Below are 21,585 nucleotides of genomic sequence, written 5' to 3' on the forward strand. Positions count from 1 at the left end.
CAGCCACCGGAAGCCGGCACGACAAGCGTGGTGGCGACCCGGTACGCGCATCGCGTTCCTCCTTTTCGACTCACGTCCCCATGGAAGCCCTCCTCACCTCCACCATGCTGGTGGCCGTCGCCGAAATCGGCGACAAGACACAATTGTTGTCCTTTGTCCTCGCCGCACGGCTGCGCAAGCCATGGGCCATCATTGCCGGAATTTTCGTCGCGACCGTGCTCAACCATGCACTGGCGGGCTCTGTCGGCGTCTGGCTGGCGCAGTTGATCGCGCCACAATGGCTGCCCTGGATCACGGGCGCCGTGTTCATCGCCTTCGGCCTCTGGGCGCTGCATCCGGATTCGCTCGACGAAGACCCGAAAATTCACCCGGCCGGCGCCTTCGTCACCACCACGATCGCCTTCTTCATCGCCGAGATGGGCGACAAGACGCAGTTCGCGACAGTGGCTTTGGGCGCGCAGTTCCAGGGCGCGCTGGTCGCCGTGGTGCTGGGTACCACGCTGGGCATGATGCTGGCCAACGTGCCGGCCGTGATCGTCGGCGAAAAACTGGCGAAGCGCCTGCCGCTCGACCAGATCCGCTGGATCGCGGCGGGTGTTTTCATCGCCACCGGCGTGGCGACCATGCTCGGCGCGCCGGCCGTATAAGCCTATTTGAGTGGCAGAACTTCCTGCGGCTGCTTGAGCGCGGCGAACTCCGGATCCTTGTGCACCAGCGTTGCGCCCGCAAGGCGCGCCGTCGCCGCGATCCACGCGTCGGCCAGGGACAAGGCATTCTTCGCCTTGATTGCCGCCGCCTCCTCCAGCAACTCGGCGGATTCATGGATCCACTCCATCGGCAGGGAACGACACTGCTCATAGGCGAGACGCCCGGCCGCCTCACCCTCGTCCTTCCAGACGCGGTAATACACCTCCATCAAGGACATGAAGCAGCCGCAGCAAGCGGCGCGCCCCGCCTGAGCCTGCCGCAGCAGCGCCGCGACCCGCTCCGCGCCGGCCTCGTCGTCGCGCAGGGCCAGCAGGGCCGACGTGTCCAGCAGCCAGCGCTTCATTCGCGCGCCCGGTCCGCCTTGCGCTCGGCGAGCAGTCGTTTGACCGTACCGCCCTTGCCCTGGCCACGAAACGCCGCCACCGGATCGCGCCGCACCGGCACCACGCGGATTGTCGTGCCTTCCACCAGCCACTCCAGGCCGTCGGATGGCGTCAGACCGAACTGGTGTCGAATTTCAGCCGGCACCACGGTCTGCCCGCGTGAAGTCAGTGTGCTTTTCATGGAATTCTCCGTTGCATTGAATTACCTATCGACTAGTAATGTAATTCAAAGCGAACCAAGGATCAAGACTGACGACGGGACGGCGCCCGGCGGGAACGAGAAAGCTGTTTCAACTCGGACTTGGCCAACCACCCGGATCAAAGCATCACTTGCCGCGCGGATTCCCGAACCCGCGGGTCGGGATCACCTTGCGCGATGCGGCGCAGTACCGGCTTGGGGACAAAAGGATTGTCAGCCAGGCTCTCGCGTACCTTCGTGTCCGGATGCTTTTCCAGAAAATCGATGACCGCATCGTCATCCAGCACAAAATCTTCATAGCGGCACGCTACCATGCCGGCCAATTCCGGATCGCGCCGACAAAGCGCGAGAACCTCGTCGTTGCTCAAACGCGCGCAAGCCTCGTTAATCGTCAGCAGCGCCCTCGCCACCGACATCGCGGAATCCGCCGCCAGGCGATGGACGGCGGCAACCGGCAAATTGGACTTGTCGGCAATTGCCTCCCGCACCAGGCAATCGCCGTGGCGGGAAAGCAGATCGAAAGTCTGGGCATTGTCCTGATGGTCAGACAAAGCCTCAGCCAATGCCACCACCACCTTGGAATCAAGCAATATGGAAACGCTTTGCTCGCCGTCGTCGAGCGTCAGTTGTGCCTTGATGGTCATGTCGTTCTCCTGTTATGAAAGGCCGACGCACTCGGTGCGTCCGGCTATAAATACAGGTTACGAGAACGTGCGACAGTTTGTGTCGCTTCAAGCGGGCCAAGCCGTAAAAGTCGGCGCTGGCGGGACGGCAGCAATTACGGGCAAGTCGGCCATACCTGGGCAGGTTCGTCCTTACTGGTTATCGCATGCAAAGATCGAAACTTGCCGCTTTCTGCCAATTCGCGCAACCCTCCGTCTTCGATCACATTCATGACGAATTTTGCATCCTCCGAAGCCTGAGTATCCTTGCTTTTTGCTGCATATACCCCGGCCCAGACATAGAGCGTAGTAGGAGTGCTCTTGTACAAATTTTCCCTTGGTCGTGGGCCATGGTGACGTTCATGTTCAAAGCAAATGCTGCTATTGACATTGGCCAGAGCCAGAAGAGTTTTGATATCCTTTGCAAGCGCCTTTTTGATTGCCGCCCCCGTAACTCGAGGTTTGTATTTCAGTTCAATCGCACATATCAGTGTCAATGATCTGATATTGCAAATCAAAATATCCGGGAAGACCACAGCCTTTGCTTCTCGCCCCAGCCTGATTTTTGGTTCGACGAAAATTGTTAAGTTTGGACTAATGTCCGCAATCTCTGGTTTAAGGCGTGCATATAGCGCGGCCTGCAGACTGTGTTCCGAATTTAGCTCATGGGAGCGGTTATAGTTTTCGCGAATGGTATCGCTCCATACTTTCTTAACAGCTTTCCATATCTTTGGTCGACACACGTTTTGCGCCATAACTCCTTCCTCCTTAAGTTTCCCGCGTTCTCGATTCAGAGAACAAGCCAGTTGAGCACAAGTACAATTCTCATTTATTTGGCCTCCGAGCTCTAGTCTGCATCTCGCCGAATATCGCTCACCCGGTCACCAAACCCCCGCAACCACCATTCCAGTTGCGCCGTATCCACCACGGTTGCACTGATTTCCAACTGTTCACCAAGTTCCTTCACCATCTGATCGGCAGACAAGGGCGATTCGAGAAGATGCAGGTCGGCTTTCTTGTCAATTCGAAACGTGAGACGAATTCGCTTGCCGTCGCCGAAACCGAACCGCCCGTCATCGTCGTACTTCTGCAAGTCGAAATCCCTGGGACGATCGAAGGTCAGCGTCGAGGCCTTGGCGGAGACGATCCTGTGGATTGCCAGGCTGCGTTCATTGTCGAAATCGCGATAGCGACAAACCAGATACAGGCGTGGTCCCTGCTGGGCGAGACCCAGGGGCATCACTTCCGACTCCGACCGCTTGCCCGCCGCATTCCTGTAATCCACGGTCAGCCACCGGTTGGCATACAGCGCATTGCTCACTTCCTCGAACACGCCAGGCCTGATCTTCGGCGGCAGGAGTGGTTGCGTGGTGCTGACCACCCGGACCTTGGACAGCCATTCGCGCTCGCGTTTTGAATTGCCCGATGGACCGAGATTGGTGCGCGCCTGGACAAAAAATCCATCCATGGATTTCATCAGGCTGGCAGGCAACAGGTTCCGCAAATGCTTCTCCGCCAAGGTCAGCAGCAGCGATTCCTGCTCGCTCAGCATCGGCAAGGCAAGCCCTTTGGCACGCTCCTTCCAGCGATAACCAAAGGGTTTGCTGCGATCATCGCGCTCGATGTCGAAGTGTTCGCTGAGCATTTCCAGTTGGCGCTGGATGGTTCGCAGATCGCGATCGAGCCCAAGCCCGGACAGTTGATCCCGTAGTTCGGATGCTGAAATCTTCCGATTACGCGGTATCCGGCGCAGCAGTTCAAGGGCCAGCAGAACCGTGGTGAGGGTATCGGAACGCTTGGCCATGGGAATCAGATCGTCAGGTCGCCACGGCCCGCGAAAACCTGCCAGAGTCTGACCATTGCGTAGGTATCGAGCTTGCAGTAATCGAGCAGCTCCTGCTCGATGCGGGCCATTCTGGCCGGCGTCGTATCCGGCGATACGGCTTCCACGTAGGCATTCATGGCCATTCCGCCATCCTGCACGCCTGGCAGCGCATCGTAACGAAGCTCCGGCACGATCGCCGGCAATACCTTCTTGAGGCTCCAGCTTCCCTGCTGTTTCGGATGGTAGTAGCGTTGCTCGGCAATCGGACGAAGATCAACCACACGGTCGGTGATGGCGAGCAGCGCTTTTTTCATGCGCGGAAAGCGATCGGCGAGTTCCCGGATGCGCGTCGCTTCGAAAGATGCGTTGTAGACGAACACCGGCCCTGTCTCACCGCATGCATTGATCAGGGATTCGGCGAATGCCCTTGACGGATCCTTGCCGGACAAATCGAGAAAGGCTTGATGGTCTAGTTTTCCGGTTCGCGCAAGGCGATGAACGCTGAACTGGAAGGGGATGTTCTGATTCGGTCGCGTCGCCTTCCAGACGGGTACGACGAACTGGATGGTTTCAAAATCGATGAAGTACGCGGGAAGCTTGCAGGCCGCCAGATCGGCCAAGGCGTTCCGGGAATCGAAGTAGGTTTTGCCCGTCAGCGTATGCGACTTGACGCGCAACTGGCGCTCGTTGAGAAGTTCGTCGGGAACCTTGCGCATGTCGGTCACGCCCTCGACCTCGATCAGCGCCCTCAGGGCTTTCGTCTGAATTTTCGGCAGCCAGTTGACGGGAAACTTGGCTTCGGTTTCCAGACTCTCGCAGTACCCAAGAAAGCCGCAGGCATAGGGCTGCACGCAGCGCCGGCCCGTGGCGATTTTTGGTTCCCTGCGCCTGCGAACGATGGATTGTGCCTCTGCAATCCATGTCTTGACTTCGGCTTCCCGGCCGAAGGCTTCATCGGTCAGATCGGTCTCGACCAGCAACCCCTGGTAATCCTCCCCGCCGGGATAGACCCAGTGGCTATCGATATGCGCCAGCCCAACGGACAGCAGCGGTACGCCCGCGCTCCTGGCAACGAAGGCCTGAACGGCAACGTCGTCCCGATGGTAGTCCTTGACGCTGGTCGATGACTTCACCTCGACCATCTTCCAAACCTTCTTGCCTGCCCTTTTCGCCGGCAACATCACGTCGGCAAAGGCCTGCGCGCCGCACGAGGAAAATCCCGCCTCAAAAATCGGCCGCGATGAATCGAGCAGATTCCGGCTAAGGACAAACGCCGCCTCGAAACCCTCCGCCTGCACGTCGATCAGTTGTCCCTTGCCTTGCGGGTCATACAAACGCCGCGCAATAACTCCCACCTGGTTCCCGACGGCGAAACTTGCCTGCGTTGACGCCGAGTCCTGCCGTAGTTCAGGGCGATGGATTTCCAGCCAGAGCCGCTTGAGACACTGGCGGAAGGCGAGCAACTTGGATTTCGAGAGAATGCGCATGCGTTGATCCGCCGAGACAGATTGTCTGTTTTTACCATCCAAATCGAGCTTGAGGGCTTATGCCAGAGATATTTTTTGCGACCCCATCCGAACGATTCCAGACATGTACATCGTAATTCGGTGATGCGACAAAATGCGCCGCACGCGTCAGGTTTTGGGCAATGGCAACCAATATGACCGGCGTGCCTTCACCGACAGGGTGCGACACAAGTTGCCGCACGCACGCGATAGATTGATGGCTGGTCCGATCGGGCCCACGAACTCTGTCGAGCATTCATTCAATATGGAATAGCCATGGAACGGCAAATCGAATGCGGCGAGATCGATCCGGTAACGATATGGATGGATCATCCCGACCCCACTGTAAAGCGCAACCGCCAACAGGCGGCGGAAGCCTTTCCGGGCATCATGAAGCTCGTCGCCCAACAGTCGATCACTCCGAATTCCGCCGCAATCGAAACGGCCATCGACGCCGGAAAACCTCTGATCGAACTTGTTGCGTCCCAATTCGGCATAAAGAAGAGCACGGTCCGGTGCCTGCGAAACAAGGTTTCCACACTTGCCAAATTCGTTTGGTGGAATCGCTTCGGCGAAATGTGCCTGATGCTCGACATGCTGCCGCCCGAGCATCTTCCGGTGCGGAGTACGGATTGGCGCATCTTCGAGGAAATGTGGTTTGGCTCCACACACATTGGCGACTGGAGCACCCATCGGAACCCCGATCTGCGTTACCAGCCTGATCCACTGTATCGACGCATCCTGGCAGGGCTTTGCTCGGCGGGCTACGAAGCCAGCGACAAGTTCCTGCAACGGGAACTTGGGCGAGACAAGTCTCGTCGCTGGCTGGCTGTCAGGGCCTACATTCGTGCTGTCCGCCAATGGTGTGGCTCCGGTGGAAATTACGGGGAACCGAATCTCTTTCTGAAAGACATCGCGGAAACTTGCCTGGCACCGGAGTTCCTGGAGCGCTATTCGGCATCGGAACTGATAAGGCAGGCCGCACGATGGAAGAAGGAGGTGCGGCGGGCGATACGCCTGGAAATTGCAAATACGGCGCCAGAAGACTTACGCGATTGGCCCGCCTTACCCGGAATGCCCTATAGCCTTGGAAATCTGACTGCCGTATCCCTGACGAATCCGGGCGAACTGGAAATCGAAACCCAACGCTTAAACCACTGCGTCAGCAGCTATGTCAAGAATTGCATGTTGGGCGCCAGTCATATTCTGTCAATCCGAACCGGCGAGGGCCAAAGCTTGTCGACCGCCGAAATCTCGCTGCGAAAGAATACCAAGGCGCATGCCATTCTTGGAGTTGTACAGCACCGTGGATACGGGAATCAACCTCCGCTCGCGGGGTGCAGGGAGATCATCGACTTTGTCATCGAAAAAATGCGGGGATCGGAGCAGAATCAACTTCTCCGTATTCTGAATTTTCACGCAGCGCGCCATGAGCGTATCAAGCTAATTTTTGCAGTGGACGACGACGAATACCCGAGCGAATTGCTGAACAGGGTAATGCAGCGCGTACTGCGCGATTCGCAATGCGCCTTCGCCTGGCTTGATCGACGACTTCAGGAAGAGGAAGCCTGGTACTGGCACTGCAATGAAAAAGCCGCCGTTGAATTCCGCGAGTTCGGCTTTGATGACGAACTGACCGACGACCGTGCCATGGAGCACTACCGAGCCACCGGCAACGAGCGATGCTTCGACCTGAGCCTCAGATACTGGAAAAACTACTACTGACGGCGTAGGTGCCTTTATCAAGCACTACTTCGAGTTCGTCAGCCGATGTCCAATTCATTCCAGCCCCAGCATTTCCGCCGCGTGGCGGCGCGTGGTGTCCGTAATTTTTTCGCCGCCGAGCATGCGCGCGATCTCGCCGACGCGGGCCTCCGCGTCGAGTACATGCACCGTAGAGGTCGTCGCGCCATCGCGCGTCTGCTTGGCGATCGACCATTGCCAGTTGGCTTGCGCCGCCACCTGAGGCAAATGCGTCACACACAGCACCTGCCGACTCCGTCCCAACTCGCGCAGCATGCGGCCGACGATCTCGGCGACGCGGCCGCCGATGCCGACATCGACTTCGTCGAAGATCAGCGTGCCGGCGGCGAGTTTTTCTGACTTCGCCTGGCTGGCGATCACCTGCAGCGCGAGGCCGATGCGCGACAACTCGCCACCGGAAGCGACCTTGGCCAGGGCACGCAAGGGCTGCCCAGCGTTGGCGGAGACCCGGAATTCAACGCTTTCAAGCCCGCTGGCGGCGCCCTCCGGCAGGGCTTCGAGGGCAATCTCGAAACGCCCGCCTGCCATCGCCAGTTCCTGCATGCCGGCGGTGACCGCCTTGGCCAGTGCCTTGGCGGTTTTCGCTCGCAGCGCCGAGAGTTGTTTCGCCACGCTGCGGAATGCCGCCTCCGTCCGGCGTTCCCGCTCGGCCAGCGCCTCAGGATCGGCGCGCAGGGTCAGTTCGGCGAGGCGGGATTGCAGGCGCTGCAATAACTCGGGCAGTTCCTCGGGAGTGACGCGGTGCTTGCGCGCCATCTGCGTCACCGCGTCGATGCGGTTGTCCAGTTCACCCAGACGCGCCGGATCGAGTTCCAGGCGATCCTGGTAACGCCGTAGCGCCAGCGCCGACTCTTCGAGCTGGATCAGCGCGCCTTCGAACAATTGTGCCGCCTCGCCCAGTGCCGGGTCGAAAGCGGTCAGCTGCGCCAGGCGGGCGCCGGCATGCTGCAGCGAGGGCAGGTTCGCCGCCTCGCCATCCTCCAGCCCCGCCAATGCGGCACCGACGCCGTCGAGCAACTCCTTGGCATTGCCCAACCGACGCTGCTCCTGTTCCGTTTCCAGCCAGCCGTCCGCATCGAAGCCCAGCGCAAGCAGTTCCTTTACCTGCCAGTCGAGCAGTTCGCGTTCGCGCTGCGTCGCCTCGACATCCTTCTCGGCGGCCTGTCGCGCCTCGCGCGCCACGCGCCACGCGGACCAGGCGACGGCGACATCCTTCGCCAGCGTTTGGGCCCCGGCGTGGGTGTCGAGCAGGCTGCGCTGGGCGTCGGCGCGCATCAGGGAATGGTGGGCATTCTGGCCATGGATGTCGGCCAGGAAATCCGCCAGCTCTCGCAACTGTCCGAGAGTCGCCGCGGCGCCGTTGATGTAGGCACGCGAGCGCCCGGCGCTGTCGATCACGCGGCGCAGCAGGCAGGCATCGCTGTCGTAGTCGTTGCTCTGCAGCCAGCCCCGCAGCGCGCCGTCCGGCGCGACGTCGAACTCCGCGGAAATCTCGGCGCGCTCAGCACCGCTACGCACCACGGTAGCATCGGCGCGCTCGCCCAGGGCCAGCGACAGCGCATCGACCAGGATCGACTTGCCGGCGCCGGTCTCGCCGGTGAGGGCGCCGAAACCCGCGCTGAACTCGAGTTCGAGCCGGTCGACAATGACGAAATCGCGAATGATCAGGCGCAGCAGCATGGATCAGTGACGGGGAGTGGCACTCCAGTGCAGCTTTTCGCGCAGCATCGCGAAATAGCTGTAGCCGGGCGGATGCAGCAGGGTTACGCCGTGGCTGGAGCGGCGCATGCGCACCACGTCGCCGGCGCGGGCGTCGAAACTCGTCTGGCCGTCGAAGTGTACCCGTGCGTCGTGCGGCGGGAGCAGGGCGATGTCGATCTTGCTGCTGTCGCTGACCGTGATCGGCCGGTTCGACAGGGCATGCGGACACAGCGGCACGATGGCGATGCCCTGCACCGAGGGATGCAGGATCGGACCATTGGCGGAAAGCGCATAGGCGGTCGAACCGGTCGGGGTCGAAACGATGAGGCCGTCGGCGCGCAGGACGTGGATCAATTCGGCATCGACCTTGACCTCGAGTTCGATCATGCGCCCCAGATCGCCCTTGTTGACCACGACGTCGTTCAGCGCCAGGGTCCGGTAGGCCACCTCGCCATCGCGCAGGACTTCGCTGTCGAGCAGAAATCGGTGTTCGCGCGAAAACTTGCCATCGAGCAGGGCGGTGATGCTCCCTATCATTTCGTCCAGCGCGATGTCGGTCATGAAGCCGAGGCGGCCCTGGTTGATGCCGACCAGCGGCACGTCGAAGCGAGCCAATTGCCGCGCCGCGTTGAGCATGGTGCCGTCGCCACCGAGGATGACCGCGAGTTCGGCGCGCTCGCCGATCTTCTCGTAGCCGGCGACCAGGTAGCCGTTGGCGCCGACGGCGCCCGCCGTCGCCTCCTCCAGCAACACCTCGACACCGCGCTGGCTGAGGAATCTGGCCAGTTCGAGCAGGGAAGCGGCGATCTCCCGGCTCCGATATTTGCCGATCAGGGCGACGCTGCGAAATGCGTTGTTCATGCCGGCGATTAAACCATATCAGCGCACCGAAGGCAGGCGAAGGCCGGCAGATTTTCCACCGGCGAGGCCAGAGCGATGCTGGTGCCCGAAACGGCTAGAATCGGCGCCATGCTCGACTATCGCGCACAAACTCTGCTGAAGACCCTCATCGAACGCTACATAGCGGAAGGTCAGCCGGTCGGATCGCGCACCTTGTCCAGGTATTCCGGTCTCGAACTTTCGCCGGCAACGATCCGCAACGTGATGTCCGACCTTGAAGAAATGGGGTTCATCGCCAGCCCGCACACCTCGGCCGGACGCGTGCCGACCCCGCTGGGCTACCGGTTGTTCGTCGATTCCCTGCTGACGGTGAAACCGCTGCAGGGCAGCGAACTGTCGGAAATCAAGGAAGCGATCCAGCCCGACCAGCCGCAATTGGTCATCAGCCATGCCTCGCAACTACTGTCGCAGCTTACTGCCTTCGCCGGCGTGGTGGTGGCGCCGCGCCGCCAGCAGCCACGCATCCGCCAGATCGAATTCCTCAGCCTGTCCGACAAGCGCGTGCTGCTGATCATCGTCACCGCCGACGGCGACGTGCAGAACCGCATCCTGTTCACCCAGCGCAACTACGGCTCTTCCGAACTGGTCGAGGCCGCCAACTACCTCAACCAGAACTGCCTCGGCCTCGACTTCGACCAGGTGCGCGCGCGCGTCGTCGAAGAACTGCGCCAGTTGCGCGCCGACATGTCGGAACTGATGACGGCCGCACTCGATGCCGGCAACCAGGCCATTTCCGATACCTCGACGCAGTATGTGATCAGCGGCGAGAAGAACCTGCTCGGCGTCGAGGACCTGTCGTCCAACATGGCCCGCCTGAGGCGCCTGTTCGATTTGTTCGAGCAGCGCACCGGGTTGGCCCAGCTGCTGGAGCTATCCAGTCGCGCCGAGGGCGTGCAGGTCTTCATCGGCGGCGAATCGGGCATCGCCCCGCTCGACGAATGCTCGGTGGTCGCCGCGCCCTACGAAGTCGACGGCCAGATCGTCGGCACCATCGGCGTCATCGGTCCAACGCGCATGGCCTACGAGCGCGTGATCCCGATTGTCGACATCACCGCCAAACTGCTTACGTCCGCCCTCTCCGCCCCCTGAGCGCGTCCCGAGCGCACCCCGCTATCCATGCCCCGCTACGCCCCCGAACCCGCTCCCAAGCACGGCGCCACCCGCCGCACGGCCGTGCTCCTGGTGAACCTCGGCACCCCCGAGGCGCCAACCAGGTCCGCCCTGCGTGCCTATCTGGGCCAGTTCCTCTGGGACCCGCGCATCGTCGAAATCCCGCGCCCGGTCTGGTGGCTGATCCTGAATCTCTTCGTGCTCAATCTCCGCCCAGCCAAATCGGCCGCCAAGTACGCCAAGATCTGGCTGCCGGAAGGCTCGCCGCTTAAGGTGCACACCGAGCGCCAGGCCAAGCTGCTCAATGGATGGATGGGTGAATCCGGCAACCCCGAGGTAGCGGTGGCTTGGGCGATGCGCTACGGCCGGCCCGCGATCGCCGGGGAGCTCGACAGGCTCAAGGAAGACGGCGTCGAGCGTGTGCTGGTAGTGCCGGCCTACCCGCAGTACGCCGCCAGTTCTTCGGGCAGCGTGATGGACGATGTCGCCGACTGGATCAAGCGCACGCGCAACCCGATGGAAATCCGCTTCGTCAAACATTTCCACGACGACCCAGGCTACATCGCCAGCGTCGTCGCCACCGTCAAGGAATATTGGGCCACCACGGGTCGCCCGGACAAGCTGCTGATGAGCTTTCACGGCCTGCCACGGCGCTCGCTCGACCTGGGCGACCCCTATTATTGCGAATGCCAGAAGACCGGTCGGCTGATCGCAGAGGCCCTGGGCCTGACCACGGCGCAGTATCTGATCACCTTCCAGTCACGCTTCGGCAAGGCGGAATGGCTCAAACCCTACACCCAGGCCACGCTGGAAGAACTCGGCCATGCCGGGACCCGGCGCGTCGATGTGATCTGCCCGGGCTTCGTCGCCGACTGCCTGGAAACCCTGGAAGAAATCGCCATGGACTGCAAGGACGATTTCCTGTCGTCCGGCGGCGGCGAGTACCACTACATCCCCGCGGTGAACGAACGTCCGGACTGGATCGCGGCGCTGGGCGGGCTGGTAAGCCGGCATCTTTCCGGCTGGGCCTTGGCGTCGAGCCACGATCCGGATGCCCTCGCGCGCGCAAAGGCCCACGGCGCGCCGTCTTGAATCGACCGGGTGCGGCCCTATATCGACATGAACTGATATACGGAGCCCATCATGGCAGAACCCCGGATCGTCGTTTGCCCAAACTGTCACGCTCGCAATCGCGTGCCGGCCGACCGCCTGGCTGACGGCGGCGCCTGCGGCAAATGCAAGTCGCCGCTGTTTCGTGGCGAGCCATTGGAGCTCGATGCCGCCAGCTTCGAGGCGCAGGTGGGCCGTTCTGAAATCCCGGTGCTGGTGGACTTCTGGGCGCCCTGGTGCGGCCCCTGTCGGGCAATGGCCCCGGCTTTTGCCGCTGCCGCCCGCGAACTTGAGCCCGAGTTCCGCCTCGCCAAACTGAATACCGAGGAAGAACAGCAGCTTGCCGCCCACTACGGGATTCGCTCCATTCCCACCCTGATCCTGTTTCACCATGGCCGCGAAGTCGCACGGCAGTCTGGAGCGATGAACGCAGCGGAACTGACGCGCTGGGCCCGGCAAAGACGCTAAATATTCCCGGCAAGCGGCCGTAAACGTCATATACCCCCCGCGATCGCGCTTTCTCCGATAGCGGGGCGGTCCAGATTGTTCTGCGTTATAGCGCAAGCATGCAGACGCATTGAAGGACATGCCATGGCCCGAGTTTCCGACCTGAAGATCTGGATACGGCTGACAGCCGCCATCTGGCTGATGTTGCTGGTGGCATGGGTGGGAATGGTGTTCTGGGAAAGCCACGTCAATCGCGAAACCGCCATCGAGCAGGCTGGCGAATTCTCGAACTCCATGCACGAAGCGACGATGGCGGGCCTGACGGGGATGATGATCACCGGCACTGTCGCCCAGCGCGAAGTATTTCTCGACCAGATCAAGCAGTTGTCGATCATCCGGGACCTGCGGGTGATCCGCGGCGAGAACGTCAGCACGGTATTCGGCCCGGGAACGGCCAGGGACGCTACGCCGAGTGACGGTGCCGAACAGGAAACACTCAAGACCGGCGTTGAGTCCATCAAGGTTCAGTCCGACGAAAAGGGTGAGTACCTGTACGTCGTGCGCCCGGCCCTCGCGCTGAAAAACTACCTGGGCAAGGACTGCGTGGCCTGCCATCAGGTCCCGGAAGGGACCGTGCTCGGCGCGGTCAGCATGAAGATTTCCCTTGACCACGTAAACCGGAAAGTCAGCGACCAGCGCATGAGGTCGCTCCTGGCGGTGCTTCTGGTCAGCCTGCCTTTGCTCGCCTTCATCTACCTGTTCATTCGCAACGTCGTCACCGAACCGCTGGAAAAGCTGGTTGGCAGCCTCTCGGAGATCGCCTCCGGGGAAGGCGACCTCACCCGCCGTCTGCCGGTTCGCGGCGCGGACGAGATCGGCGCCGCCGCCCATGCGTTCAACCAGATGATGGACAAATTCCGCAACCTGGTGGCCCAGGTCGGCGAATCCGCCTCCCAGGTATCGCTTGCCGCGCACAAGCTGGCGACAAACTCATCCTCGGTCGCCGCCAGTTCGGCCCGGCAGGACGAAAAATCCGCTGCCGCGACTTTGGCCGTCGAACATCTTCACGCCAGCATCCAGGCCATAGCCCAGGGCATGGATCAGGTGCATCAGCAGTCGCGCGAAAGCAAGCGCCGCTCCGAACAGGGCAATGAAAGCCTTTCGCATCTGATTGGCGCAATCGGACAAGTCGAGGGCACGGTCAGCGAAATTGCCAGTGTCGTGAGCCAGTTCATGCACAGCACGGAGGCGATCGCCAGCATGACAGCCCAGATCAAGGACATTGCCGACCAGACCAACCTGCTCGCGCTCAACGCGGCCATCGAGGCGGCGCGAGCCGGCGAGCAGGGACGCGGCTTCGCCGTGGTTGCCGACGAAGTGCGCAAACTGGCGGAAAAATCAGGCGCGGCAGCCAGCGAAATCAACCACGTCACCGAAACCCTGGCCGAGCAGGCCCAGGACGTGCGCCAGTCTATCGGGCGCGGACAGGCTCATATCGCCTCCAGCCAAGGTTCGCTGGATGCCGTCGCTGAAGTTCTCGCAACCGCCAGCTCCGCAGTCACGGAGGTAGGGCACGGACTCGACACCATTGCGGCAGCCACCGAGGACCAGCGCCGGGTCAGCGGCGACGTCGCCGGAAATATCGAGTCGATCGCCGCGATGTCGCGGGATAACGCCCTGGCCGTGGATCAAACCGCCGCGGCAGCACGGCAGATGGAAGGATTGGCGAGCAATCTGCAGGCAACGGTCGGCCGCTTTCGGACCTGAAAATAATTTGTCGCTCGGGGCTTGAACCCGTCTTGATCGCCCTCATATGGGCCGGGTTTCTTGAGGAGCCCGACCCATGCAGGACCGCACTGACAAGATGAATCCCGAGACATTGCCCGAATCGACGGGCGGCACACATAACGCCGTACCGCCAGCGCCGACTCTTGATGAATCCGCCGTCGAGGTGATGCCCAGCCTCGAAGAACTGCTCAAGGCTGCCGAACTCAAGGCTGCCGAGCACCACGACGCCTGGCTGCGCGCCAAGGCCGAAGGCGAGAACATCCGCCGCCGCGCCCAGGACGACATCGCCAAGGCCGGCAAGTATGCCGTCGAGAAGTTCTCCGGCGAATTGCTGGCGGTCAAGGACAGCCTTGAAGCGGCCCTGGCCAGCGACAACCAGAGCGCCGAACACCTCAAGGAAGGTGTCGAACTGACGCTGCGCCAGCTGGGTGCCGCCTTCGAGAAATCGAACCTTGCCGAGATCAACCCGGTGGGCCAGAAATTCGATCCGCACCAGCATCAAGCCATCAGCCAGATAGAGGCCCCGGATGATGCCACCGAGGCCAACACGGTGCTCAGCGTCCTGCAGAAGGGCTATTCCCTGCACGGCCGCGTGATCCGCCCGGCACTGGTCGTCGTTTCCAGGGCAAAGGCAGCACCGGCGGCTTGAAGCCACCCGCAATACCCCCATATCAGGCATAGAGATTCGCTGCGGGACCTTCCCGGCGAGCAACATTCTTAAAGGAAAAATCATGGGCAAGATCATCGGCATCGACCTCGGCACCACCAACAGCTGCGTCGCCATCATGGAAGGCGGCAAGCCCAAGGTCATCGAAAACGCGGAAGGCGCGCGCACCACGCCGTCCATCGTCGCCTACGCCGACGACGGCGAAATCCTCTGCGGTGCCGCAGCCAAGCGCCAGGCCGTGACCAACGCCAGGAACACCCTGTTCGCGGTCAAGCGCCTGATCGGCCGCCGCTTCGAGGAAAAGGAAGTGCAGAAGGACATCGACCTGATGCCCTTCAAGATCGTCAAGGCCGACAACGGCGACGCCTGGGTCGAAGCGCGCGGCAACAAGATGGCGCCGCCGCAGGTATCCGCCGAAGTACTGCGCAAAATGAAGAAGACCGCCGAAGACTACCTCGGCGAGGAAGTCACCGAGGCCGTGATCACCGTGCCCGCCTACTTCAACGACAGCCAGCGCCAGGCCACCAAGGATGCCGGCCGCATCGCGGGGCTGGACGTCAAGCGCATCATCAACGAGCCGACCGCGGCCGCGCTGGCCTTCGGCATGGACAAGCAGGAAGGCGACCGCAAGATCGCGGTGTATGACTTGGGCGGCGGCACCTTCGACATTTCCATCATCGAGATCGCCGCGATCGAGGGGGAGCACCAGTTCGAAGTGTTGTCCACCAACGGCGATACCTTCCTCGGCGGCGAGGATTTCGACCAGCGCCTGATCGACTACGTCGTCACCGAATTCAAGAAGGAACAGGGCGTCGACCTGAAGAACGACGTGCTGGCCCTGCAGCGCCTCAAGGAAGCCGCCGAGAAGGCCAAGATCGAGCTGTCCTCGGCGCAGCAGACCGAGTTCAACCTGCCCTACATCACGGCCGATGCGTCCGGTCCGAAGCACCTCAACATGAAGCTGACCCGCGCCAAGTACGAGGCCCTGGTCGAGGACCTGATCGAGCGCACCATCGCGCCCTGCCGCATCGCCATCAAGGATGCCGGGGTCAAGACCTCCGACCTGACCGACGTGATCCTGGTCGGCGGCATGACGCGCATGCCCAAGGTGCAGGAGAAGGTCAAGGAGTTCTTCGGCAAGGAGCCGCGCCGCGACGTCAATCCCGACGAAGCCGTGGCCGTCGGCGCCTCGATCCAGGGCGGCGTGCTGCAGGGTGAGGTCAAGGACGTGCTGCTGCTCGACGTCACCCCGCTGTCGCTCGGCATCGAGACCCTGGGCGGTGTCATGACCAAGCTGATCCAGAAGAACACCACGATTCCGACCAAGGCAGCGCAGACCTTTTCCACCGCCGACGACAACCAGAGCGCGGTGACCATCCACGTGCTGCAGGGCGAACGCGAAGTATCCGCCGGCAACAAGAGCCTGGGCCAGTTCAATCTGTCCGACATCCCGCCGGCGCCGCGCGGCATGCCGCAGATCGAGGTCACCTTCGACATCGACGCCAACGGCATATTGCACGTTTCAGCCAAGGACAAGGGCACAGGCAAGGAAAACAAGATCACCATCAAGGCCAACTCCGGCCTCTCCGAAGCCGAGATCCAGGCCATGGTCAAGGACGCCGAAGCCCATGCCGCGGAAGACCACAAGACCCGCGAACTGGTCGACGCGCGCAATCAGTGCGACGCCATGGTGCATTCGGTGAAGAAGGCGCTGGGCGAGCATGGCGACAAGATGTCGGCCGATGAAAAAGCCGCCATTGAAGCCGCGGTCAAGGATGCCGAAGCGGTGATGAAGGACGGCGACAAGGCCACCATCGAGGCCAAGACCGAAGCACTGGCCAAGGCTTCGCAGAAGCTGGGCGAAAAGGTCTATGCCGAGACCCAGGGCGCGGCAGGAGCCGGAGCCGCTGGAGCGGGTGGCGCAGCCGGCGGCGGCGAGGCGAAGAAGGACGAAGGCGACGTGGTCGATGCCGAGTTCACGGAGGTGAAGGACAAGAAGGGTTAAACACGGCGCGCAGCGCCGGTTTAGCTGGCCGGATTCGAGGGGCGCAAACGACGCGCCCCTCAATCCGGCCGATGCACGTAATGGCTCTGGAATGATCTGACATGGCAAAGAAGCGCGACTACTACGAAGTTCTCGGCGTCAATCGCGACGCCTCGGACGAGGACATCAAGAAGGCCTACCGCAAGCTGGCCATGAAGCACCATCCGGACCGCAATCCGGACAACCCCAAGGCCGAAGAGCAGTTCAAGGAAGCCAAGGAAGCCTACGAAGTCCTCTCCGACGCGCAGAAGCGCCCTGCCTACGATCAGTACGGCCACGCCGGCGTCGACCCGCAGGCCGGCATGGGCGCGGGCGGTGCGGGCGGCTTTGCCGATGCCTTCTCCGACATCTTCGGTGACATTTTCGGTGGCGGCGGTCAACGCGGCGGCGGCCGCGCCAACGTCTATCGTGGCGCCGACCTGCGTTACAACCTCGAAGTCAGCCTGGAAGACGCGGCACGCGGCACAGAAACCCGCATCCGCATTCCGACCATGGCCGAGTGCGAAACCTGCGACGGCAGCGGCGCAAGGAAGGGCAGCGAGCCCAAGACCTGCCCCACCTGCGGCGGCCACGGCCAGGTGCGCATGCAGCAGGGCTTCTTCTCGATCCAGCAGACCTGTCCCAAGTGCCACGGCACCGGCCGCTACATCGCCGATCCCTGCGGCACCTGCCACGGCGCGGGGCGTGTCAAGCAGCACAAGACGCTGTCGGTCAAGATCCCGGCAGGGATCGACGAAGGCGACCGGATTCGGCTCACCGGCGAGGGCGAGCACGGCGTGAACGGCGGTCCGCCAGGCGATCTTTACGTGCAGATCCACCTCAAGGCCCACGCCGTATTCCAGCGCGACCACGACGACCTGCATTGCGAAATGCCGGTGAGCTTTTCCACGGCGGCGCTCGGCGGCGAGATCGAAATCCCGACCCTGGACGGCGTCGCCAAGCTCAAGGTGCCGGCCGAAACCCAGACCGGCAAGGTCTTCCGCCTGCGCGGCAAGGGCATCAAGGGCGTGCGCTCATCCAGCCACGGCGACCTGCTCTGTCACGTCGTGCTGGAAACCCCGGTCAGCCTCACCGAGCGGCAGAAGGAACTCCTGCGCGAGTTCGAGGAAATCAGCCAGGGCAACGCCCAGCGCCACAGTCCTCGCGCGCAGAGTTGGCTGGACAAGGTCAGGGATTTCTTCGGCAGTTGAAGCCTCGGCTGTGCCGGGGAAGCCGGTGCTGGAACAGCGCCGTTCCAGGAATGATCGCAACAAGCGGACTTCCTTGCCATGGCCGGATCAACGCCGCGGATCAATGCCGCTCAAACGTCGGCCAGCAACATCGAAAAGGCGCTGCGCGCCTCGTTGGTGAACACGCCCTGGATGTTCGACAGTCGCCAGATCTGTCCGAGGGTCAGCCATACATGCGATTGCGTGAGGCCGGGGAATTCGCAGTCCGGGGGCAATTCGACGATCCGGTAACGGCAGACCGAACGGAAGAACCGGCCGCCCTCGTCGGATTGCATTGTCGCCATGCGCTCCTGCCCCCGCCTGATCAACTCGGCTATCACAAGCGCCGGCGGTTCGCCGCTGGCCAGATCATCCGACTGCCAGCTGGGGCCGACTTGAACCCGCTCGCGAAATCCGGCCTCGATGCTGGCGCGCATCAGAAAGCGCAGCACCCCGTCACGCTGCTGGCACAACTGGACGACCTCTTCTTCCCGGTCGCCAAGATAAAACGGCTGGTCCCAGAAGCCGACCTCGCGCGAGTTGGCCTCCACCGCGTAAGCACCTATCCGTGACCGGCCGTCGGCGCGACGAACAATCCCGTCCCCGGTTATTTCCCAGCTGGGCAGCGACTCCAGCTCGACGGTTTGGACATCCAGAACGATGCCCCGACGCTCCCCGTCCAGCCATTCCAGCACATCGGTTTCATCGTCTTCGGCAGCCGCTTCGAAAGAACCGGGCAGGCCCGCGCGCCAGTCGCATCCACCACGCCAGCGAGCAAAGGGTGCCCCTTCGGCAAGCAGCTTCCAGTCGGAGCAGAACAATACCGACCGGGCATCGGTATTCACCGCGAAATCCATGGCAAGCATGGCGCGCAACTCCGCCGCAGCCACCCAGCGCCAATCAGCCGAACAGGGTGTCGGGCCGCCGTCGCCGGACAGCACGGTGACATTGCTGTTGTACTTGCCGAGAAAGCGATTGCCATGCTCCGACTGCAGGCTGTCACGGACGACAGTATCGCTCCGACCCGGCGCGATGAACCGGTCGATATACGGGGTTGCCGCACCGCCATGCACCCGCGTGTAGTTGCTCAACGTGGCCTGCACGCTTGGCGCCAGTTGCACTTCACCGACGTTGCCCGGTTCTGCCTTGGCCTGCACCAGCCATTCCCAGCCGGCAGCGGTTGGGCGCACGATGAAACCCAGGATCCCGACCTCGGGCTGGTCGATGATCGGCTGGCAGATGTCATGAAAAACGCTAGCGCCAGCGGTGGTCCGAATGCCGACAACCGAGAAAAACCCCCCGGACACGTGCTCAAGACGACCGCAGCGGAACCTCCAGGATGTACTTTCACCCCAGGGAATCGGGCGCAGGGAAAGCCGGCAGGCAGCACGCCGGCCGGCCAGCCATTCAGCCAGATCGCCAACCATCACGGCGATTGAAGACTCTGGCGCGCAAACTGCAGCAGGCCCGCAAAATCGGGAGGCGGCGGCAGTTCCTCGCCCGTACGCAAACGCAGCGCGATGCGCATGGCACGTCCTTTCTCGAGGCCGGATTCGATGCAGAACTGCTCGAAGGAATCACGGCCATCCTTCAGGTATTCACGGGCGGCGGTTGCCGACAGCAGTTCTTCAGCCCGTCGCTCCTGGGCCTTGGTCAGATCGCCCATCGCGCTGAGCAACAGCCGTGAAAAGCCAAGACGCGGAAGCCGGGCAGCCAGATCCGATCCGATCTGCCGCAGGAGCGCGGCGCGAATCTCGCCCGCACCGACATCGTGGATCAAACCATCGAGCAGTTGGTCCTCACCCCGATCCCAAGCGTAGGAACCGTGCGGACCGATCTTCTGGTTGTGCGTCAGAATGTGGAGCACGGTAATGTCCCCGGATTCGACCAAGCGCTCGCCTGCCCGCCATGCCCGCAACAACCAGTCTTCCATCGGCGTCCGGTGGATTGTGGCCGCGGCACGCCACGGCCCCACGCGACGCGCCAGATCGCGGGAGAACACCCAGGCGCTGCATGGCTCGAACATCTCGCAACCGCGGCTGAACACATCGCCGAGGCTGCGCCCGGGCGGCGTCATTTCGGAAAATACCGGCACCAGGCGTCCGTCGTTCAGTTGTCCGCTGAAGCGCGCAAAAGCGGCCCGACCGGCGAAGAACTCGCCACCACCCGCATCCAGAGACGCCATGGCCTGCTCCAGGTGGTCAGCCAGCAGCACGTCGTCGTGATTGAGAAGGGCAATCCAGGGACTCGCGGCCAGCGCCATGCCGATCGAATTGGGAATCGACTGTTCGCCGCAGCGCGCCGGCAGGTTCACGTAGTCGATGCGACTGTCCCCGATGGCGGCGACGACCTCGGCGGTGCGCGCATCACAGGCATCGCCGATGACCAGAAGGCGCCAGTCGGCGAGCGTCTGCCGCAACACCGAACGAATCGCCAACCGCAGGCTTGCAGGCCGGTTGTAGGTCGCCAGTACGATGGTGATCAGGGGCACATGGGTCATCGGTATCAGGCCCTCCATTCAGGGCGCCAACGGCTTCGCTGCCGCCGGAAACCTCCAGCCGCGATGGGTCATTCTACGTCGCAGGATCGATCCGGGATGACAAGCAATCGACGCGGGTGGCCGGAGCCAGTCGCAATGGTCGGGATCACGATGATGGTGACGGCAGGCAAGGGCAACGTCGACGCCATCCCCTGATCCAACCAGCGAGGACATTGATCGCCGGATACACGACTGATCGGCGCTGGTGTCGCCCGCTGCCGCGGTAACCACGGTCTCGCTGACCCGGGAATCGACGGTCAGCGCCTGCCAGGCGGGCCGCCGCAGCCCATGAGCACGGAGCTGGCTGGCCAGGATCAGGGATTTCTTTGGCAGTTGAGGCGGCCCGGGTCAATACGTACCAAAAGTCGGCGTCCCACAGGGACTTCCTTCGGTCGCTGGCGGGACGGCGGCTTTGCGCTATAGTGTTGCTACTTTTGTAGCAAACCGATTCGAGGTGAAGCCATGGGCATGCCCGTCCGCATTGACGACACACTGTACGAACAGGCCCGTGCCCAGGCGCAGGCCGAACGCCGCACCATCGCCGGCCAGATCGAGTTCTGGGCCATGGTGGGCAAGGCGGCGCTGGACAATCCCGACCTGCCCATCGATTTCGTCCGCGATCTGCTGATCGCCCGCGCCGAAGGCCCGGCACTGGCGACGCCATTCGTCGCCGAAGGCAAGCGCGACTGATCGTGCCCACCGTTCAGGTACTACAGTCCGCCGCATTTCGCCGCGCCTACAAGCGCCTGCACGCAAACCAGAAGGCGGACGTGGACGCCGCCGTGCGGACCATCGTCGACGATCCGACCGTGGGCGAAGCCAAGAAAGGCGACCTAGCCGGCGTCTTCGTCTACAAGTTCAAGTGCGTAGGCCAGCTCGCCCTGCTGGCCTACGAATACGATCCCGCCACCCGACTCCTGTTGCTGCTCGGCTCGCACGAGAACTTCTATCGCGAGTTGAAGCGGTTCTAAGCCTCACGCACAGGCGCCGGCATGCCGAAAGCAAAACCGGCTTGCGGCACGTAA

Annotated in this window: 21 protein-coding genes; 11 read left to right on the forward strand and 10 right to left on the reverse strand. The window is 62.4% G+C overall.

Annotated features, from left to right (window positions below):
- The first annotated feature begins 80 nt into the window (after positions 1-80).
- Positions 81-647 carry a TMEM165/GDT1 family protein gene (locus J0M27_RS13065; protein WP_294992308.1) on the forward strand — a complete coding sequence of 189 codons (567 nt, stop codon included), beginning with the start codon at positions 81-83 and terminating at the stop codon, positions 645-647.
- A 2-nt stretch (positions 648-649) separates the two neighbouring features.
- Here the strand turns inward: J0M27_RS13065 and J0M27_RS13070 are convergent, their stop codons facing one another.
- The 6 genes from J0M27_RS13070 to J0M27_RS13095 form a co-directional block, all read right to left on the reverse strand.
- Positions 650-1,051 (reverse strand): PIN domain-containing protein, encoded by a 402-nt coding sequence (locus J0M27_RS13070; RefSeq protein WP_294992311.1) that lies wholly within the window; start codon positions 1,049-1,051, stop codon positions 650-652.
- Positions 1,048-1,272, reverse strand: a complete 225-nt coding sequence (locus tag J0M27_RS13075) for an AbrB/MazE/SpoVT family DNA-binding domain-containing protein (RefSeq protein ID WP_294992314.1) — start codon at positions 1,270-1,272, stop codon at positions 1,048-1,050. Before J0M27_RS13075 ends, J0M27_RS13070 begins: the two co-directional genes overlap by 4 nt.
- Positions 1,273-1,409: 137 nt before the next feature.
- Positions 1,410-1,934: a hypothetical protein gene (locus J0M27_RS13080; protein ID WP_294992317.1), complete on the reverse strand. Its 525-nt coding sequence runs from the start codon at positions 1,932-1,934 to the stop codon at positions 1,410-1,412.
- A 134-nt stretch (positions 1,935-2,068) separates the two neighbouring features.
- The gene (locus J0M27_RS13085) at positions 2,069-2,707 is read right to left on the reverse strand and encodes a hypothetical protein (protein ID WP_294992319.1); all 639 of its coding nucleotides are present in this window, start codon (positions 2,705-2,707) and stop codon (positions 2,069-2,071) included.
- 92 nt (positions 2,708-2,799) lie between these two features.
- Positions 2,800-3,756 carry a WYL domain-containing protein gene (locus J0M27_RS13090; protein WP_294992322.1) on the reverse strand — a complete coding sequence of 319 codons (957 nt, stop codon included), beginning with the start codon at positions 3,754-3,756 and terminating at the stop codon, positions 2,800-2,802.
- Positions 3,757-3,761: 5 nt separating this feature from the next.
- On the reverse strand, positions 3,762-4,757 hold the full coding sequence (locus tag J0M27_RS13095) for a DUF2779 domain-containing protein (RefSeq protein WP_294992325.1): 996 nt from the start codon (positions 4,755-4,757) through the stop codon (positions 3,762-3,764).
- Between the two features lie 801 nt (positions 4,758-5,558).
- Here J0M27_RS13095 and J0M27_RS13100 point away from each other — a divergent pair.
- On the forward strand, positions 5,559-7,007 hold the full coding sequence (locus J0M27_RS13100; protein WP_294992328.1) for a PcfJ domain-containing protein: 1,449 nt from the start codon (positions 5,559-5,561) through the stop codon (positions 7,005-7,007).
- A 54-nt stretch (positions 7,008-7,061) separates the two neighbouring features.
- Here the strand turns inward: J0M27_RS13100 and recN are convergent, their stop codons facing one another.
- Together recN and J0M27_RS13110 are read right to left on the reverse strand one after the other, a co-directional pair.
- Complete coding sequence (gene recN / locus J0M27_RS13105; RefSeq protein ID WP_294992330.1) at positions 7,062-8,726, reverse strand: DNA repair protein RecN; 1,665 nt, start codon at positions 8,724-8,726, stop codon at positions 7,062-7,064.
- Between the two features lie 3 nt (positions 8,727-8,729).
- Positions 8,730-9,608: an NAD kinase gene (locus J0M27_RS13110; protein WP_294992333.1), complete on the reverse strand. Its 879-nt coding sequence runs from the start codon at positions 9,606-9,608 to the stop codon at positions 8,730-8,732.
- 108 nt (positions 9,609-9,716) lie between these two features.
- On the opposite strand from J0M27_RS13110, the gene hrcA reads away from it, so the two are divergent.
- From hrcA to dnaJ, 7 genes are all read left to right on the forward strand, one after another.
- On the forward strand, positions 9,717-10,736 hold the full coding sequence (gene hrcA / locus J0M27_RS13115; protein ID WP_294992377.1) for a heat-inducible transcriptional repressor HrcA: 1,020 nt from the start codon (positions 9,717-9,719) through the stop codon (positions 10,734-10,736).
- 27 nt (positions 10,737-10,763) lie between these two features.
- On the forward strand, positions 10,764-11,849 hold the full coding sequence (gene hemH, locus J0M27_RS13120; RefSeq protein ID WP_294992336.1) for a ferrochelatase: 1,086 nt from the start codon (positions 10,764-10,766) through the stop codon (positions 11,847-11,849).
- A 51-nt stretch (positions 11,850-11,900) separates the two neighbouring features.
- Positions 11,901-12,335 (forward strand): thioredoxin TrxC, encoded by a 435-nt coding sequence (gene trxC / locus J0M27_RS13125; RefSeq protein ID WP_294992339.1) that lies wholly within the window; start codon positions 11,901-11,903, stop codon positions 12,333-12,335.
- A gap of 123 nt (positions 12,336-12,458) precedes the next feature.
- Positions 12,459-14,081, forward strand: coding sequence for a methyl-accepting chemotaxis protein (locus tag J0M27_RS13130; protein ID WP_294992342.1), 1,623 nt, complete (start codon positions 12,459-12,461; stop codon positions 14,079-14,081).
- A 76-nt stretch (positions 14,082-14,157) separates the two neighbouring features.
- Entirely contained in the window at positions 14,158-14,751 is a 594-nt protein-coding gene (gene grpE, locus J0M27_RS13135; protein WP_294992345.1) for a nucleotide exchange factor GrpE, read from the forward strand.
- A gap of 82 nt (positions 14,752-14,833) precedes the next feature.
- On the forward strand, positions 14,834-16,774 hold the full coding sequence (gene dnaK / locus J0M27_RS13140; RefSeq protein ID WP_294992346.1) for a molecular chaperone DnaK: 1,941 nt from the start codon (positions 14,834-14,836) through the stop codon (positions 16,772-16,774).
- A 101-nt stretch (positions 16,775-16,875) separates the two neighbouring features.
- Positions 16,876-18,003, forward strand: a complete 1,128-nt coding sequence (gene dnaJ, locus J0M27_RS13145) for a molecular chaperone DnaJ (protein ID WP_294992349.1) — start codon at positions 16,876-16,878, stop codon at positions 18,001-18,003.
- Between the two features lie 110 nt (positions 18,004-18,113).
- Here the strand turns inward: dnaJ and J0M27_RS13150 are convergent, their stop codons facing one another.
- A complete protein-coding gene (locus J0M27_RS13150) occupies positions 18,114-19,448 on the reverse strand; it encodes an NDP-hexose 2,3-dehydratase family protein (protein ID WP_294992351.1) in 1,335 nt (444 codons plus the stop codon).
- Complete coding sequence (locus tag J0M27_RS13155) at positions 19,448-20,539, reverse strand: glycosyltransferase (protein ID WP_294992353.1); 1,092 nt, start codon at positions 20,537-20,539, stop codon at positions 19,448-19,450. Before J0M27_RS13155 ends, J0M27_RS13150 begins: the two co-directional genes overlap by 1 nt.
- 483 nt (positions 20,540-21,022) lie before the next feature.
- On the opposite strand from J0M27_RS13155, the gene J0M27_RS13160 reads away from it, so the two are divergent.
- Together J0M27_RS13160 and J0M27_RS13165 are read left to right on the forward strand one after the other, a co-directional pair.
- Positions 21,023-21,250 (forward strand): ParD-like family protein, encoded by a 228-nt coding sequence (locus tag J0M27_RS13160; RefSeq protein ID WP_294992355.1) that lies wholly within the window; start codon positions 21,023-21,025, stop codon positions 21,248-21,250.
- Between the two features lie 2 nt (positions 21,251-21,252).
- A complete protein-coding gene (locus J0M27_RS13165; RefSeq protein WP_294992358.1) occupies positions 21,253-21,531 on the forward strand; it encodes a type II toxin-antitoxin system RelE/ParE family toxin in 279 nt (92 codons plus the stop codon).
- The last annotated feature ends 54 nt before the right edge of the window (positions 21,532-21,585 follow it).

This window comes from Sulfuritalea sp. (assembly GCF_017302275.1).
In the GTDB taxonomy this organism is placed as follows: domain Bacteria; phylum Pseudomonadota; class Gammaproteobacteria; order Burkholderiales; family Rhodocyclaceae; genus Sulfuritalea.

What these genes read in the sequence shown, in the direction of transcription:
- J0M27_RS13065 (WP_294992308.1), top strand. Translation starts at nt 81, where the DNA reads ATGGAAGCCCTCCTCACCTCCACCATGCTGGTGGCCGTCGCCGAAATC.
- J0M27_RS13070 (WP_294992311.1), bottom strand. Translation starts at nt 1,051, where the DNA reads ATGAAGCGCTGGCTGCTGGACACGTCGGCCCTGCTGGCCCTGCGCGAC.
- J0M27_RS13075 (WP_294992314.1), bottom strand. Translation starts at nt 1,272, where the DNA reads ATGAAAAGCACACTGACTTCACGCGGGCAGACCGTGGTGCCGGCTGAA.
- J0M27_RS13080 (WP_294992317.1), bottom strand. Translation starts at nt 1,934, where the DNA reads ATGACCATCAAGGCACAACTGACGCTCGACGACGGCGAGCAAAGCGTT.
- J0M27_RS13085 (WP_294992319.1), bottom strand. Translation starts at nt 2,707, where the DNA reads ATGGCGCAAAACGTGTGTCGACCAAAGATATGGAAAGCTGTTAAGAAA.
- J0M27_RS13090 (WP_294992322.1), bottom strand. Translation starts at nt 3,756, where the DNA reads ATGGCCAAGCGTTCCGATACCCTCACCACGGTTCTGCTGGCCCTTGAA.
- J0M27_RS13100 (WP_294992328.1), top strand. Translation starts at nt 5,559, where the DNA reads ATGGAACGGCAAATCGAATGCGGCGAGATCGATCCGGTAACGATATGG.
- recN (WP_294992330.1), bottom strand. Translation starts at nt 8,726, where the DNA reads ATGCTGCTGCGCCTGATCATTCGCGATTTCGTCATTGTCGACCGGCTC.
- J0M27_RS13110 (WP_294992333.1), bottom strand. Translation starts at nt 9,608, where the DNA reads ATGAACAACGCATTTCGCAGCGTCGCCCTGATCGGCAAATATCGGAGC.
- hrcA (WP_294992377.1), top strand. Translation starts at nt 9,717, where the DNA reads ATGCTCGACTATCGCGCACAAACTCTGCTGAAGACCCTCATCGAACGC.
- hemH (WP_294992336.1), top strand. Translation starts at nt 10,764, where the DNA reads ATGCCCCGCTACGCCCCCGAACCCGCTCCCAAGCACGGCGCCACCCGC.
- trxC (WP_294992339.1), top strand. Translation starts at nt 11,901, where the DNA reads ATGGCAGAACCCCGGATCGTCGTTTGCCCAAACTGTCACGCTCGCAAT.
- J0M27_RS13130 (WP_294992342.1), top strand. Translation starts at nt 12,459, where the DNA reads ATGGCCCGAGTTTCCGACCTGAAGATCTGGATACGGCTGACAGCCGCC.
- grpE (WP_294992345.1), top strand. Translation starts at nt 14,158, where the DNA reads ATGCAGGACCGCACTGACAAGATGAATCCCGAGACATTGCCCGAATCG.
- dnaK (WP_294992346.1), top strand. Translation starts at nt 14,834, where the DNA reads ATGGGCAAGATCATCGGCATCGACCTCGGCACCACCAACAGCTGCGTC.
- dnaJ (WP_294992349.1), top strand. Translation starts at nt 16,876, where the DNA reads ATGGCAAAGAAGCGCGACTACTACGAAGTTCTCGGCGTCAATCGCGAC.
- J0M27_RS13150 (WP_294992351.1), bottom strand. Translation starts at nt 19,448, where the DNA reads ATGGTTGGCGATCTGGCTGAATGGCTGGCCGGCCGGCGTGCTGCCTGC.
- J0M27_RS13155 (WP_294992353.1), bottom strand. Translation starts at nt 20,539, where the DNA reads ATGGAGGGCCTGATACCGATGACCCATGTGCCCCTGATCACCATCGTA.
- J0M27_RS13160 (WP_294992355.1), top strand. Translation starts at nt 21,023, where the DNA reads ATGGGCATGCCCGTCCGCATTGACGACACACTGTACGAACAGGCCCGT.